The following is a 12,975-nucleotide window of genomic DNA, read 5'->3' on the forward strand; positions in this document are numbered from 1 at the left end:
GAAGAAGCCGCACTGGCCCCTCAGCCATGCACCCAGCGCCGATGCAGCCCACGCGCCAGGGCATCCAGCACAAACCCCAGCACCCCGATCAGCAGCACCATCGCCATCAGCTCGGAATACGCCAGCCGGTCGCGGGTATCGAGAATGAAGTACCCCAGCCCCGCACTCACCCCGAGCATTTCGCACGGCACCAGCACGATCCACAGGATGCCGATGGCCAGGCGCGCGCCGGTCAGCACATGGCCGATCACCCCGGGCACGATCACCTTGCACAAGGTCTCCCGGCGCGTGGCACTCAAACTGCGGCTCAACTGCAACCAGCGTGGGTCCAGCTGCCTTACCCCGGCCGCCGTGTTCAACAAGATCGGCCACAATGCGGCAAACGCCAGTAGGAAGTAGATAGGCTGGTCCCCCACGCCCATCAGCATCACCACCACCGGCATCCACGACAGCGGCGAGATCATGCGCAGGAACTGGAACGCCGGCGTGGTCGCCGCCTCCAGGTGCCGGTAGCTGCCCACCAGCAAGCCCAGCGGCACGCCGATCAGCAGCGCCAGCAGCAGCCCGACCAGGATACGTTTGAGGCTGACCCAGATATGCCCGTACACCTCGCCCTGCCCCAGCAACTCGACCAGGCTGGCCAGGGTCGCTGCCGGCGAAAAGCGCGCCGACAGGCCATCGGCCTGGCCGAACAGCGCGACACCGGCCCACCACAGCAGCAACAGACCCAGCAACCCGGCCAGCCCCAGGCCGGCATGAACGACATGCGTGCGCATCAGACCGCGAACTCCTCGCTACGCTCGAAGTCATCGGCGATGCCGAACACCGACGGCCCGCCAACGGTAGCAATGGCGTTGCGCACGAAGCGGTCGTCGACCAGGTCGCGGGCGGTCTGTGCCGGGTCCAGGCCGGCCAGGAACGCGCTGTCGCCCTCGATCAAGGTGGTTTTCAGGCGCTTGACCAGTTCTTCGGTGTAGCTGGGGAACGGGTAAGGCTGGAAATCGATGCGCTTTTCGTCCCACTGCTGGTGGCGAATGGCGCCACTGGCAATATAACCGGCCCGGTCCTCGGCGGCCGGTGCCAGCACTTTGCCGAGCACCGCTGGTTCATGCGGGGTGTACTTGTTGGGGCCGGCCTTGGACAACAATGCAGCGGCCTCGGCGCGGTGGTCACGGGTCCAGTGCTGGGCCTTGACGATGGCGTTGACCACTTTCTGCGACCACTCCGGGCGGTTGTTCAGGTCGTGCTCGTGCATGAACACCACGCAGCAGGCGTGGTTGCGCCACACATCGCCGGTGAAGCGCTGCACGCGGCCAACCTTGAGGTTCTCGGCCAGGGCGTTGAAGGGCTCGGCGACGATATAGCCAGCGATGCGCTTGCTGGCCAGTGCAGGCGGCATGTCGGACGGCGGCAGCACCAGCAGGTTGACTTCGTTGCCGGCCAGTGGCGCATTGGCCGGCTTCGACACCGGGGTCAGGCCGTTGTCGTCGAGCATCTGTTGCAGCACGACGTTGTGGATCGAGTACCAGAACGGGATGGCCACGGTCTTGCCGCCCAGCTGTTTCATGTCGCTGATGTCCGGGGCCACGGTCAGCCCCGAACCGCCCACGTGGTTCCAGGCCACCACCTTGGCCGGCACCTTGCTGGCGTAGCGGGCCCACACGGTCATCGGCGACAGCAGGTGGATGACGTTGACCTGGCCGGAGATGAACGCTTCGATCACCTGCGCCCAGCTGCGCAGCAGCACCGGGCGCTCGGCCTTGATGCCTTCGGCCTCGAACAGGCCGTTGTTGTGCGCCACCAGCAGTGGCGTGGCGTCGGTGATCGGCAGGTAGCCAATACGCACCGGCGCGTCCGGCTCGGCGGCGGCCCGGGCCTGCAGGCTCGACAGCAACGGCAGTGCTCCGGCGGCCGTGAGCATGGCGCCGAGCTTGAGGAAATCGCGACGCGAAGAAGAGGAACAGCAGTCATCCATGCACATGGACAGCCTCCGAGGGCAACGGGGTTGGGGTAGGTTCGACTGTGCGGCTTGCCCGCCGAAGGGTTTTGAGGATTTCGATGCGCAAGGCGCCCAGTTCCTCGACCCGCTGCGTCCGTGGTTGCGGCAGGTCGATGTGCCACTGGCCGAGGGTGTGCGCTGGGTGGTTGCCCAGTAGCAGGACCCGGTCGGACAGCAGCAGGGCTTCGTCGATATCGTGGGTGATCAGCACCGCTGCCGTGTTGTGGGTGGCGATCAGTTGCAGCAGCAGTTGCTGCATGTCGGCCCGGGTCACTTCATCCAGCGCGCCGAACGGCTCGTCGAGCAACAGCACTTCGGGCTGGCGGGCCAGGCAGCGGGCCAGCGCGGTGCGCTGGGCCATGCCGCCGGACAACTGCGCCGGGTACTGGCCACGGGCATGGGCCAGGCCCACGGCGGCAATCGCATGGTCGATGCGTGCGCGCCGTTCGGCGGCGGCAAGTTTCGGCTGGCGGGCGAAGTCCAGGCCGAAGGCGACGTTCTTCTCCAGGTTCAACCAGGGCAACAGGCTCGGGTCCTGGAAGGCCACCGCCAGGCGTGGGTGCGGGCCCTGCAGCGGCTGGCCGTGCAGGGTCACGCTGCCACCGCGGGGCTGCTGCAGGCCGGCCAGCACCCGCAGCAGGCTGGACTTGCCGACCCCGCTGGGGCCGAGGATGGTCACCACTTCGCCGGGTGCCAGCTGCAGGTCGAACTGTGCCAGCACCGCCTGCCAGCCACCCTCGCGCGGGTAGCCCAGGCTGATGTCGCGGGCTTCGAGCAACACTGGGCTCATGCCGCGCCCGCCTGGCGTTGCAGTTCGGCGCGCAGCTGCACCAGGCTGGGCGTGACGATCGGCACGAAGGCCGACTCGCGCCAGCGGCGGGCAAAGCCTTCACCGTACTCGCTTAGGTAGGCCTTGCCACCACTGGCCTGCAACTCCAGTTGCACGGCGTCGGCAGCGCTTTCGGCCAAGGTGATGCGCAGCTTGAACAAGGCTGCCGGCTGCTGCTGGAAGCGGCCATCGAGCAGGCCCTGCTTGAGCTCGTTCACGGTGTTTTCCAGGCGTTCGCTGAGCACCTGACGTGCTTCGTCGAGGAACGAGGCACGGCCATGCAGGTGTGCCTGCACTTCCGCCAGCGCCCGCCGCGCCAGGCCAATGGCCATGCCGCACTGCAGCGCCAGGAACGCCGGGCGTACCCGGGGCAGGAACTCGCGGGCATTTTCGTGCAGCAACCAGCCACGCTGCAATTGCACCTGGTGGAAGGCCAGTGCTGCGGTGTTGCTTGACTGCAGGCCCATCAGCTGCAGGTCGTCGGAACGCTCCAGGCCCTGTGCGTCGGACGGGATGGCCAGCACGAACGGTGCACCACCGGCTTCATCTTCGATAGCCGCAGCCACCACGAAGCCGCTCTTGCGCAAGTTGGTCACCCAGTGCAGGCGCCCTTCCAGCTGCCAGCCATCGGTTTGCGGGCGGCCACGCACCTGCAGCGCTTCGATGCCGGACAGGAACTTCATGGCGTTGGACAGCCCGGTGGCGCCGGCCAGTTCGCCAGTCAGCAAGCGCGGCAGCAGGCGCTCGCGCAGGGGCTGGTTGGGGCTGTGCAACAGGTATTCGATGAAGGCGCGCTGGCCCCAGCAAACGAACGCCGCTGCCAGCGAGCGGCTGGCGATCGCGGCGATGGCCTCGACCGCGTCGCTCACCTGCCCGCCCGTGCCGCCCAGGGCCGGGTCGACACCGACGCGCAGCAGCTGCGATTCGGCGATTTGCGCCAGCACCAGCTGCGGCTCGCATTGGCCCCGGTCAATGGCCTCGGCATTGGCATCCAGCCATTGTCGAAATGCACAATCTTGCATGGTCTTGCTCCTTTGAAAACGCCGGGGCCGCCTGGCGGCCCATTCGCGGCACAAGGCCGCTCCTACAACGATCGCGGTACGACCGGTGTCACACGCAGATCATGCAGAAGGTTGCCAGCGGTACTTGCCAAGCTCGTCATTGAGCGGCGTCTGGGCGAACACATTAGCAAAGTTGCACAGGGTTGCGAGGCTCACGCCCAGAATCACCTCCAGGGCGTTGCCTTCGCTGAAACCGGCTGCGCGGAAGGCCTGGTAAGTGGCCTCGCTGACATTGCCGCGGGTGGCGATTACTTCGCGGGCGAACGCGGCCAGGGTTTCATACCGGGCATCGGGCAGCTCGCCACGGGCACGCAGGGCATCGACCACCTCCTGCGGCAGCTTGGCCTTGTTCAGGGCCACGGCCGTGTGGCCGGCCACGCAGAAGTCGCAGCCATGCTGGGTGGCGGCAATCAGCTGCACCACTTCACGCTCGGCCAGGCTCAGTTCGGCTTTGCCGTTGAGTGCCGAAACGGTCACGTAGGTTTCCAGCGCCGCCGGGGCATTGGCCAGCACGCCCAGCAGGTTGGGGATGAAGCCGGAATTCTTCTGGGCGTTCTCGAGGAACGGACGGGCCGCTTCCGGGGCGCTCTGCAGCGTGTGTAAAGTAATGCGCGAGGACATGGAGTGGTCTCCTTTGATGGGTGTCACTACAGTCTGTTGGTTATAAGAACTACCCTCCATATTCATCAGTCGCCTTTCCTTGCTCTTGAGTCTTTGCATTAGATGATTTCGTCCAGCCACCTTGTCGATTGGTTATTAGAGGGCCTGGAGCTCGATGCCAGCCTGTTCCATGTGGGCCGCTACTGCGGCGGCTGGCACGCCAGCACCGAAGGCATGGGCCGGGCCAGCTTCCACCTGGTGGTGCAAGGACATTGCTGGCTGCACATCGACGGGCAGCCCGAGGCACTGCGCCTGGAGGCCGGCGATGCGGTGTTCCTGCTGCGCGACCTCGGCTATCGCCTGGCCAGCGACCAGGACCCTGCCAGTGCCTGCGCCCAGCCACGCCAGCAGATGCAGGCCATGGACGTTGATGCGGTCGATGGCGTGGGCCTGGTATGTGGTTTCTTCCACTTCAGGCCGGGGTTGTCGGCGCTGATCGTCGACGGCCTGGCCGACTGGATATTGCTGCGCGCCGATGAACCGGCCGGGCATGCGGCGCGGGCGTTGTTCGAGCTGATCCTGGAGGAGTGCCGGCGCGCCGCCGGGCCTTCCCAGGCGTTGCTGGAGCGGCTGACGCACTTGCTGTTCCTGTATGTGCTACGCCAGCAGGTGCATGCCGGGCAATCGCTGGGCGGGCTGGTCGCCCTCGCCCGGCAACCGGCGTTTGCCGGTTTGCTGGAGCAGTTGATCGAGCAACCGGGGCAAGCGTGGACGCTGGAAAGCATGGCCGCCTGTACCGGGTTGTCGCGGTCGGCGTTTTTCAAGCGTTTCAATGAACTGGCGGGGCAGTCGCCGGGGCAGGTACTGCTGGCGTTGCGGATGCGCCTTGCCAGTCAGTTGCTGCGCACGGGGCATACCGTGGAGCAGGTGGGGGCACAGGTGGGGTATCAGTCGGTGGCGGCATTTACCCGGGCGTTTGCCAAAGCGGTGGGGGTGCAGCCGGGGGCGTATCGGCGGCAGCATGAAGGGCGTTAGCCTGCACTGGCCTCTTCGCGGGTGAACCCGCTCCCACAGGGGTATCACAATCTCTGAAAAGCAGTTCCTACATGCAACGCGATTCCTTTGTAGGAGCAGCCTTGCGCTGCGAATGGGCTGCAACGCAGCCCCTGTTACAGCAACGCCAATCTGTCAGTCATTCACACTCACAACCCGCCCCGCCTTCTCGGCAGCCTTGCCCCGGGTCGCCAGGCAGTAGTACAGCGGCACCGTCACCAGCAAGCCGAACAGCCACGACAGATCAGCCCCTTCGACGATATTGGAATACGGCCCCACATACAGCGACGTGTTGGCAAACGGCAACTGCACCAGGATGCCGCAGGCATAGGCAATGATCGCGTGGTGGTTGAAGCGGCCATAGATGCCGCCGTCAGCACTGAAGATCGAGGCGATATCGTACTGGCCCTTCTTGATCAGGTAGAAGTCGATCAGGTTGATTGACGCCCACGGCACCAGCACCAGCAGCAGTGCCAGGATCAGGCCGATGAACTGGCCGATGAAGTCCGCCGAGGCATTCAGCGCTACCAGGCCGCAGCCCACCAGAATCACCGAAGCCAGCACCACCCGCACCTTGATGCTCGGCGTCCACTCGGCGACGAAGGTCTGGATCGCGGTGACGATCGACAGCACTGCGCCATACAGGTTGAGGGCGTTGTGGCTGATGATGTTGAGCAGGAACAGCACCATCAGGATCGGGCCCAGCCAGCCGGTGGCCTGCTTGACCGCATCCATTGCATCGGTGCCTTCCGGCACGCAAAGCACCGCCACCGCACCAAAGCTGAAGCACAGGATGGTGCCCAGGGTAGCGCCGAAGTAGGTGGCCCAGAACGGCTTGGCAATGCCCACTTCACGCGGCAGGTAGCGCGAATAGTCGGAGGTATACGGCGAGAAGCTGATCTGCCAGATGGTGCCCAGCGACACGGTGGCGATGAAGCCCGACAGGTTGAACGCGCCACGGCTGAAGAAGTCGGCCGGCAGTTCCTGGGCGAACATCATGATGAAGCCGGCCAGCAGCGCCGAACCCATCACCCAGGTACCGATGCGGTTGAGGATGTGAATGAAACGGTAGCCGATCACGCCAATGGCGGTGGCACTCAGCGCACCGATCACGATCGCGCCGGGCATCGGCACGCTCGGAGTGATGCCGTGGATGGTCTTGCCCGCCAGGACGATGTTGGAAATGAAGAAGCCGACATAGATCAGTGCGGTGAAGAACACGATCAGCAAGGCGCCGTAGCGGCCGAACTGGCCACGGCTCTGCACCATCTGCGGAATGCCCAGCTGCGGTCCCTGCGCAGAGGCAAGGGCAATGACCACGCCCCCGACCAGATGGCCCAGCACGATGGCGACCAGCCCCCATAACAGGTTCAGGTGGAATACCTGGACCACCATGGCGCCGGTGACGATGGGCAGTGGCGCGATGTTGGTACTGAACCAGAGGGTGAACAGGTCGCGCGCCTTCCCGTGGCGCTCGGCAGGTGGAACGTAATCGACCGTGTGATTCTCGACAAACTGGTGTTGCGACGACGGTTGGGACATAGGATTCAGCTCGAAAGGTCGTTTTTATCTTTGTAAGGAAACCGCATCTAGGCGGCCTCTCAGCTGCGGACCATATTATGGTATTCCAAACTTTTGACAACACTGATCCGTAGGAAAAAACGCCCACTGATCCGCTCGCGCAACCCCTGCGGCAAACCGCCTCACCGCTCAAGCCCACGGTATACGCGGGCTTGAGCCGTTCATCGCGCAACACCCCCGCTTGAAAATTCCGCTTGCAAAATAGGTATTACGGTATACCATCAGACACATCAACGATAAAAACCGCGGACCACCGCAGCCCTATAGAGGTACACCAGATGATCGACGCAACCGTCTACAAGCATGTCCTGGGCTCCTTCCCGTCCGGCGTTACCGTCATCACCACCCTGGACGACGATGGCTCGGTCGTCGGTCTGACCGCCAGCGCCTTTTCCTCCCTGTCGATGGACCCGCCGCTGGTGCTGTTTTGCCCCAACTACACCTCCGACTCCTACCCCGTGCTGATCAGGCAGAAGCGCTTCGCCATTCATCTGTTGTCCGGTGAACAGCAGGCCGAAGCCTATGCGTTCGCCAAGAAGGGCAAGGACAAGGCCAGCGGTATCGAGTGGTCCCTGAGCGAACTGGGCAACCCGATCCTGGCCGGTGCCACCGCAGTCATCGAATGCGAACTGTGGCGCGAATACGAAGGTGGCGACCACGCCATCATGGTCGGCAAGGTGCACAACCTGATCGTCCCTGAAGAGGCGCCACGGCCGATGGTGTACTGCCGCGGCAAGATGGCCAGCCTGCCGGCCTTTGCCTGAAGCCTATTCTGAATCGAGACCGCTGGTGCCAACCCTGCCAGGCGCCAGCCCCTTTCAAGCGTTGAGGAAAGCCCCATGAAATTTTCGTTGTTCGTGCACATGGAACGTTGGGATGAACAGGTCAGCCACCGCCAGCTGTTCGAAGACCTGACCGAACTGACCCTGATGGCCGAGCACGGCGGTTTCAGCACCGTGTGGATCGGCGAACACCACGCCATGGAATACACCATTTCGCCAAGCCCGATGCCGCTGCTGGCCTACCTGGCTGCGCGCACCGACAAGATCCGCCTGGGCGCCGGCACCATCATCGCGCCGTTCTGGAACCCGATCCGCGTGGCGGGCGAATGCGCCCTGCTCGACGTGATCAGCAAGGGCCGCATGGAAGTGGGCCTGGCCCGTGGCGCCTACCAGTTCGAATTCGACCGCATGGCAGGTGGCATGCCGGCCACCGACGGCGGCAAGGCTCTGCGTGAAATGGTGCCGGTGGTGCGCAAGCTGTGGGAAGGCGACTACGCCCATGACGGCGAAGTGTACAAGTTCCCCACGTCCACCAGCGTGCCGAAGCCCTACAACGCCGTACCGCCGATGTGGATCGCCGCCCGCGACCCGGACTCGCACAACTTCGCCGTGGCCAATGGCTGCAACGTGATGGTCACCCCACTGATGAAGGGTGACGAGGAAGTGCTGGACCTGAAGAACAAGTTCCAGGCCGCCCTGGACAACAACCCGGGCGTGCCACGCCCGCAACTGATGGTGCTGCGCCACACCCACGTGCACAGCCCGGCCGAGCCGGAAGGCTGGAAAGTTGGCGCCCAGGCCATCTCGCGCTTCTACCGCACCTTCGATGCCTGGTTCGGCAACAAGACCACCCCGGTCAACGGCTTCCTCGAGCCGAGCCCGGAATCGAAGTTCGCCGAAGTGCCGGCGTTCGAGCTGGAGAACATCCGCAAGAACACCATGATCGGCACGCCGGAAGAGATCATCGCGCGTATCAAGTACTACCAGGAACTCGGCGTCGACGAGTTCAGCTTCTGGTGCGACAACAGCCTGCCCCACGCCGAGAAGAAGAAATCGCTGGAGCTGTTCATCAAGGAAGTGGTGCCGGCGTTCGCCTGATTTCCCATTACCTGAAACATTGCGGGACGCGCCCGCTCCCGTGGGCCCTGCGGCCCGCGTGAGCGGGCTTTTTTTTGAAGCCTGCACCGGCCTCTTCGCGGGCTTGCCCGCTCCCACAGGGACAGCACAGGCCATGAATGCCGTGCGATCCCTGTGGGAGCGGGCAAGCCCGCGAAAAGGCCAGTACAGAAACCGCAGGAATCAAGGCATCAGGCCACCTTTCGTCCCCTCGCAAGAGAAATTTCCAGCCACCTCTTGCACAACAAATATTATGGTATACCATCAGACAACAAGAGCTGATAACCCTCACCAGGAGCCACCCATGAGTTTCGAAATCCGCAAGATCGTCACCTACTCCGAAGAGACCCGCATCGAAGGCGGCAAGGCCACCGACAAGCCGGTGACCATGGTCGGCCTGGCCGTCGTGATCAAGAACCCATGGGCCGGTCGCGGTTTCGTTGAAGATCTGAAGCCGGAAATCCGTGCCAACTGCTCGGACCTGGGTGCCCTGATGGTCGAGCGCCTGACTGCAGCCATCGGCGGCGCCGACAAGATCGAAGCCTACGGCAAGGCCGCAGTCGTCGGTGCCGACGGCGAAATCGAACACGCCTCGGCGGTGATCCACACCCTGCGCTTCGGCAACCACTACCGCGAAGCGGTACAGGCCAAGAGCTACCTGAGCTTCACCAACAAGCGCGGCGGCCCGGGCACCTCGATCCAGATCCCGATGATGCAGAAGGACGACGAAGGCCTGCGCTCGCACTACATCACCCTGGAAATGCAGATCGAAGATGCCCCGCGCGCCGATGAAATCGTCGTGGTCCTGGGCGCCTCCGACGGCGGCCGCCTGCACCCGCGCATCGGCAACCGCTACATCGACCTGGAAGAACTGGCTGCCGAAAAAGCCAACGCTCAATAACAACAACCAAGACGGGCCGGGGCGTGGCGTGCTTACCCGCCGCGCCCGACCTTCAAGGAGCGCCCTCCATGATTCAGCCTGTCGCTGAACGCACACCCGCCGGCACCAGCTACCTGTCCGTCGGCCAGGGCCAACCCGTGGTACTGATCCACGGCGTGGGCCTGAACAAGGAAATGTGGGGCGGTCAGTTCGTTGGCCTGGCCAACGACTACCGCGTCATCGCCTACGACATGCTCGGCCACGGCCAGAGCGCACTGCCGGCCGCCGACATCGGCCTGGAAGGCTATGCCGCCCAGCTCGCCGAACTGCTCGACCACCTGCAGATCGCGCAAGCCACCGTGATCGGCTTCTCCATGGGCGGCCTGGTCGCCCGGGCGTTCGCCCTCGGCTACCCGCAGCGCCTGGCTGCACTGGTAGTGCTCAACAGCGTGTTCAACCGCACCCCCGAGCAGAGTGCCGGCGTTATCGCACGCGCCGCCCAGGCTGCGCAGCTGGGCCCCGACGCCAACGTCGACGCCGCGCTCGACCGCTGGTTCAGCCGCGAATACAAGGCTGCCAACCCGGCGCAGGTCGCCGCCATTCGCCAGGTGCTGGCGAGCAACGACCCGCAGGGCTACCACACCACTTATTCGCTGTTCGCCACCCAGGACATGTACCGCGCCGCCGACCTGGCCAGTATCCAGGTGCCGACGCTGATCGCCACCGGCGAACTCGACTCGGGCTCCACCCCGGCCATGACCCGCCAGCTTGCCGCCAGCATTCCTGGCGCGCACAGCGTGGTCCTCGCCGAGCAACGGCATATGATGCCGGTGGAAGCACCGCGTGAAGTCAACAAGATGCTGCTGGACTTCCTCGCGCAAGCCCGCACCCTCACCGAATCCGCCAAGGGGATTGTTGCATGACCCTCGTTCGTTTCCAGATGTGCATCGACGGCCAATGGCGCGATGCCCAGAGCGGCAAGACCTTCGACAGCCTCAACCCGGCCACCGCCCAGGCCTGGGCGCAACTGCCCGACGCCGACGAGGCCGATGTGGAGCTGGCCGTGCAGGCCGCCCAGCGTGCCTTCGACAGCAAGGAGTGGCGCAGCATCACCGCCACCGCGCGCGGCAAGCTGCTGCGTCGCCTGGGTGACCTGATTGCCGAAAACAAGGAACACCTGGCCCAGCTGGAAAGTCGTGACAACGGCAAGCTGATCCGCGAAACCCGCGGCCAGGTCGGCTACCTGCCGGAGTTCTTCCACTACACCGCAGGCCTTGCCGACAAGCTTGAAGGCGGCACCCTGCCGCTGGACAAGCCCGACCTGTTCGCCTACACCGTGCACGAGCCGATCGGCGTGGTGGCCGGGATCATCCCGTGGAACAGCCCGCTGTACCTCACCGCAATCAAGCTGGCCCCGGCCCTGGCCGCCGGCAACACCATCGTGCTCAAGCCGTCCGAGCACGCCTCGGCGACCATCCTCGAGCTGGCCCGCCTGGCCCTCGAGGCCGGCTTCCCGGCTGGTGTGGTCAACGTGGTCACCGGCTACGGCCCCAGCACCGGCGCGGCGCTGACCCGCCACCCGCTGGTGCGCAAGATCGCCTTCACCGGCGGCGCCGCCACCGCCCGCCACGTGGTGCGCAGCAGCGCCGAGAACTTCGCCAAGCTGTCGCTGGAGCTGGGCGGCAAGTCGCCGAACATCATTTTCGCCGATGCCGACCTGGACAGCGCCATCAACGGCGCCGTGGCAGGCATTTATGCCGCCTCCGGGCAAAGCTGCGTGGCCGGCTCGCGTCTGCTGGTGCAGGACGAGATCTTCGACGAGTTCGTCGAACGCCTGATCGCCCGCGCCAGGCGCATCCGCATCGGCAACCCGCAGGACGACGCCAGCGAAATGGGCCCCATGGCCACCGCGCAACAGCTGGCCGTGGTCGAAGGCCTGGTGGCCGCTGCCAAGGCCGAAGGCGCCAAGCTGCACATGGGCGGCAAGCGTGCCGAGGTCGAGGGTGACGGCTGGTTCTACGAGCCGACCCTGTTCGAGTGCGACAGCAACTCGATGACCATCATGCAGGAAGAGGTGTTCGGCCCGGTTGCCGCGGTAATCCGCTTCAAGACCGAGGAAGAGGCCCTGGCCATCGCCAACGACTCGCAGTTCGGCCTGGCCGCCGGCATCTGGACCCGCGACCTGGGCCGTGCCCACCGCCTGGCCCGCGACGTGCGTTCGGGGATCATCTGGGTCAACACCTACCGTGCCGTGTCGGCCATGGCGCCGATCGGCGGGTTCAAGAACAGCGGCTACGGCCGTGAGAGCGGCATCGATTCGGTGCTGGCCTATACCGAGCTGAAGACGGTGTGGATCAACCTGTCCACCGCGCCGATGCCCGACCCGTTTGTGATGCGCTAAGAGGTAGCACGAGATGATCGAACCAGGCATCTACAAAGACGTGATGGGCTCGTTCCCGTCCGGCGTCACCGTGGTCACCACCCTGGACGCCGACGGTGGCATCGTCGGCATCACCGCCAGCGCGTTCAGCGCGCTGTCGATCGACCCGGCGCTGGTGCTGTTCTGCCCCAACTACGCCTCCGACACCTACCCCATCCTGCGTGACAGCAAGCAGTTCGCGATTCACCTGCTGTCCGCCGACCAGACCGCCGAGGCCTATGCCTTCGCCGGCAAGGGCAAGGACAAGGCCAAAGGCATCGACTGGCACCTGAGCGAGCTGGGCAACCCGCTGCTGGCCAAGGCCACGGCGATCATCGAATGCGAGCTGTGGCGCGAGTACGACGGCGGTGACCACGCGATCATCGTCGGCGCGGTGAAGAACCTGGTGCTGCCGGCCGAGCCGGTGACCCCGATGGTCTACCACAAGGGCAAGCTGGGCGCCCTGCCCCCCTTGGGTTGATAGACCGCGTTGGCTTCTTCGCGGGCTCGCCCGCTCCCACAGGTACTGCGCAGGTTTCAGCACCTGTGCAATCCCTGTGGGAGCGGGCAAGCCCGCGAAGAAGCCAACACCGATGACCCTGTTTTTAGGGGCCGCGTCATCGTCTCACCCTCGGTTGCGTCCCCTGTTTTATTT

The 12,975-nt window shown here is 64.8% G+C and carries 13 protein-coding genes; 7 read left to right on the forward strand and 6 right to left on the reverse strand.

Annotated elements, in window-relative coordinates:
* Positions 1-20 precede the first annotated feature (20 nt).
* The 5 genes from ACK56M_RS16965 to ACK56M_RS16985 form a co-directional block, all read right to left on the reverse strand.
* Positions 21-776, reverse strand: coding sequence for an ABC transporter permease (locus ACK56M_RS16965; RefSeq protein WP_102083669.1), 756 nt, complete (start codon positions 774-776; stop codon positions 21-23).
* Positions 776-1,981, reverse strand: coding sequence for an ABC transporter substrate-binding protein (locus ACK56M_RS16970; protein ID WP_015270723.1), 1,206 nt, complete (start codon positions 1,979-1,981; stop codon positions 776-778). Before ACK56M_RS16970 ends, ACK56M_RS16965 begins: the two co-directional genes overlap by 1 nt.
* Positions 1,968-2,789, reverse strand: a complete 822-nt coding sequence (locus tag ACK56M_RS16975) for an ABC transporter ATP-binding protein (protein ID WP_054572569.1) — start codon at positions 2,787-2,789, stop codon at positions 1,968-1,970. Before ACK56M_RS16975 ends, ACK56M_RS16970 begins: the two co-directional genes overlap by 14 nt.
* Complete coding sequence (locus ACK56M_RS16980) at positions 2,786-3,850, reverse strand: acyl-CoA dehydrogenase family protein (RefSeq protein WP_054572568.1); 1,065 nt, start codon at positions 3,848-3,850, stop codon at positions 2,786-2,788. The genes ACK56M_RS16975 and ACK56M_RS16980 overlap by 4 nt, the downstream gene beginning before the upstream one ends.
* Positions 3,851-3,949: 99 nt before the next feature.
* The gene (locus ACK56M_RS16985) at positions 3,950-4,510 is read right to left on the reverse strand and encodes a carboxymuconolactone decarboxylase family protein (protein WP_003259243.1); all 561 of its coding nucleotides are present in this window, start codon (positions 4,508-4,510) and stop codon (positions 3,950-3,952) included.
* A gap of 102 nt (positions 4,511-4,612) precedes the next feature.
* On the opposite strand from ACK56M_RS16985, the gene ACK56M_RS16990 reads away from it, so the two are divergent.
* Positions 4,613-5,524: an AraC family transcriptional regulator gene (locus ACK56M_RS16990; protein WP_015270726.1), complete on the forward strand. Its 912-nt coding sequence runs from the start codon at positions 4,613-4,615 to the stop codon at positions 5,522-5,524.
* Positions 5,525-5,677: 153 nt separating this feature from the next.
* Here ACK56M_RS16990 and ACK56M_RS16995 read toward each other — a convergent pair whose 3' ends face one another.
* Complete coding sequence (locus ACK56M_RS16995) at positions 5,678-7,084, reverse strand: purine-cytosine permease family protein (RefSeq protein ID WP_015270727.1); 1,407 nt, start codon at positions 7,082-7,084, stop codon at positions 5,678-5,680.
* A gap of 317 nt (positions 7,085-7,401) precedes the next feature.
* Here ACK56M_RS16995 and ACK56M_RS17000 point away from each other — a divergent pair, with 317 nt between their 5' ends.
* The 6 genes from ACK56M_RS17000 to ACK56M_RS17025 all read left to right on the forward strand — a co-directional run bounded on the left by ACK56M_RS17000 (position 7,402) and on the right by ACK56M_RS17025 (position 12,801).
* Positions 7,402-7,887 (forward strand): flavin reductase family protein, encoded by a 486-nt coding sequence (locus ACK56M_RS17000; protein ID WP_003259250.1) that lies wholly within the window; start codon positions 7,402-7,404, stop codon positions 7,885-7,887.
* Positions 7,888-7,962: 75 nt separating this feature from the next.
* Positions 7,963-9,003, forward strand: coding sequence for an LLM class flavin-dependent oxidoreductase (locus ACK56M_RS17005; RefSeq protein WP_054572566.1), 1,041 nt, complete (start codon positions 7,963-7,965; stop codon positions 9,001-9,003).
* Positions 9,004-9,325: 322 nt separating this feature from the next.
* Entirely contained in the window at positions 9,326-9,922 is a 597-nt protein-coding gene (locus ACK56M_RS17010; protein WP_003258678.1) for an amino acid synthesis family protein, read from the forward strand.
* 68 nt (positions 9,923-9,990) lie between these two features.
* Positions 9,991-10,824: an alpha/beta fold hydrolase gene (locus tag ACK56M_RS17015; RefSeq protein WP_025338790.1), complete on the forward strand. Its 834-nt coding sequence runs from the start codon at positions 9,991-9,993 to the stop codon at positions 10,822-10,824.
* Entirely contained in the window at positions 10,821-12,302 is a 1,482-nt protein-coding gene (locus ACK56M_RS17020; protein ID WP_024087305.1) for an aldehyde dehydrogenase, read from the forward strand. The genes ACK56M_RS17015 and ACK56M_RS17020 overlap by 4 nt, the downstream gene beginning before the upstream one ends.
* Positions 12,303-12,315: 13 nt before the next feature.
* On the forward strand, positions 12,316-12,801 hold the full coding sequence (locus ACK56M_RS17025) for a flavin reductase family protein (protein ID WP_003258675.1): 486 nt from the start codon (positions 12,316-12,318) through the stop codon (positions 12,799-12,801).
* Positions 12,802-12,975: the final 174 nt, after the last annotated feature.

Source organism: Pseudomonas sp. s4 (assembly GCF_046764235.1).
GTDB lineage: Bacteria > Pseudomonadota > Gammaproteobacteria > Pseudomonadales > Pseudomonadaceae > Aquipseudomonas > Aquipseudomonas asiatica.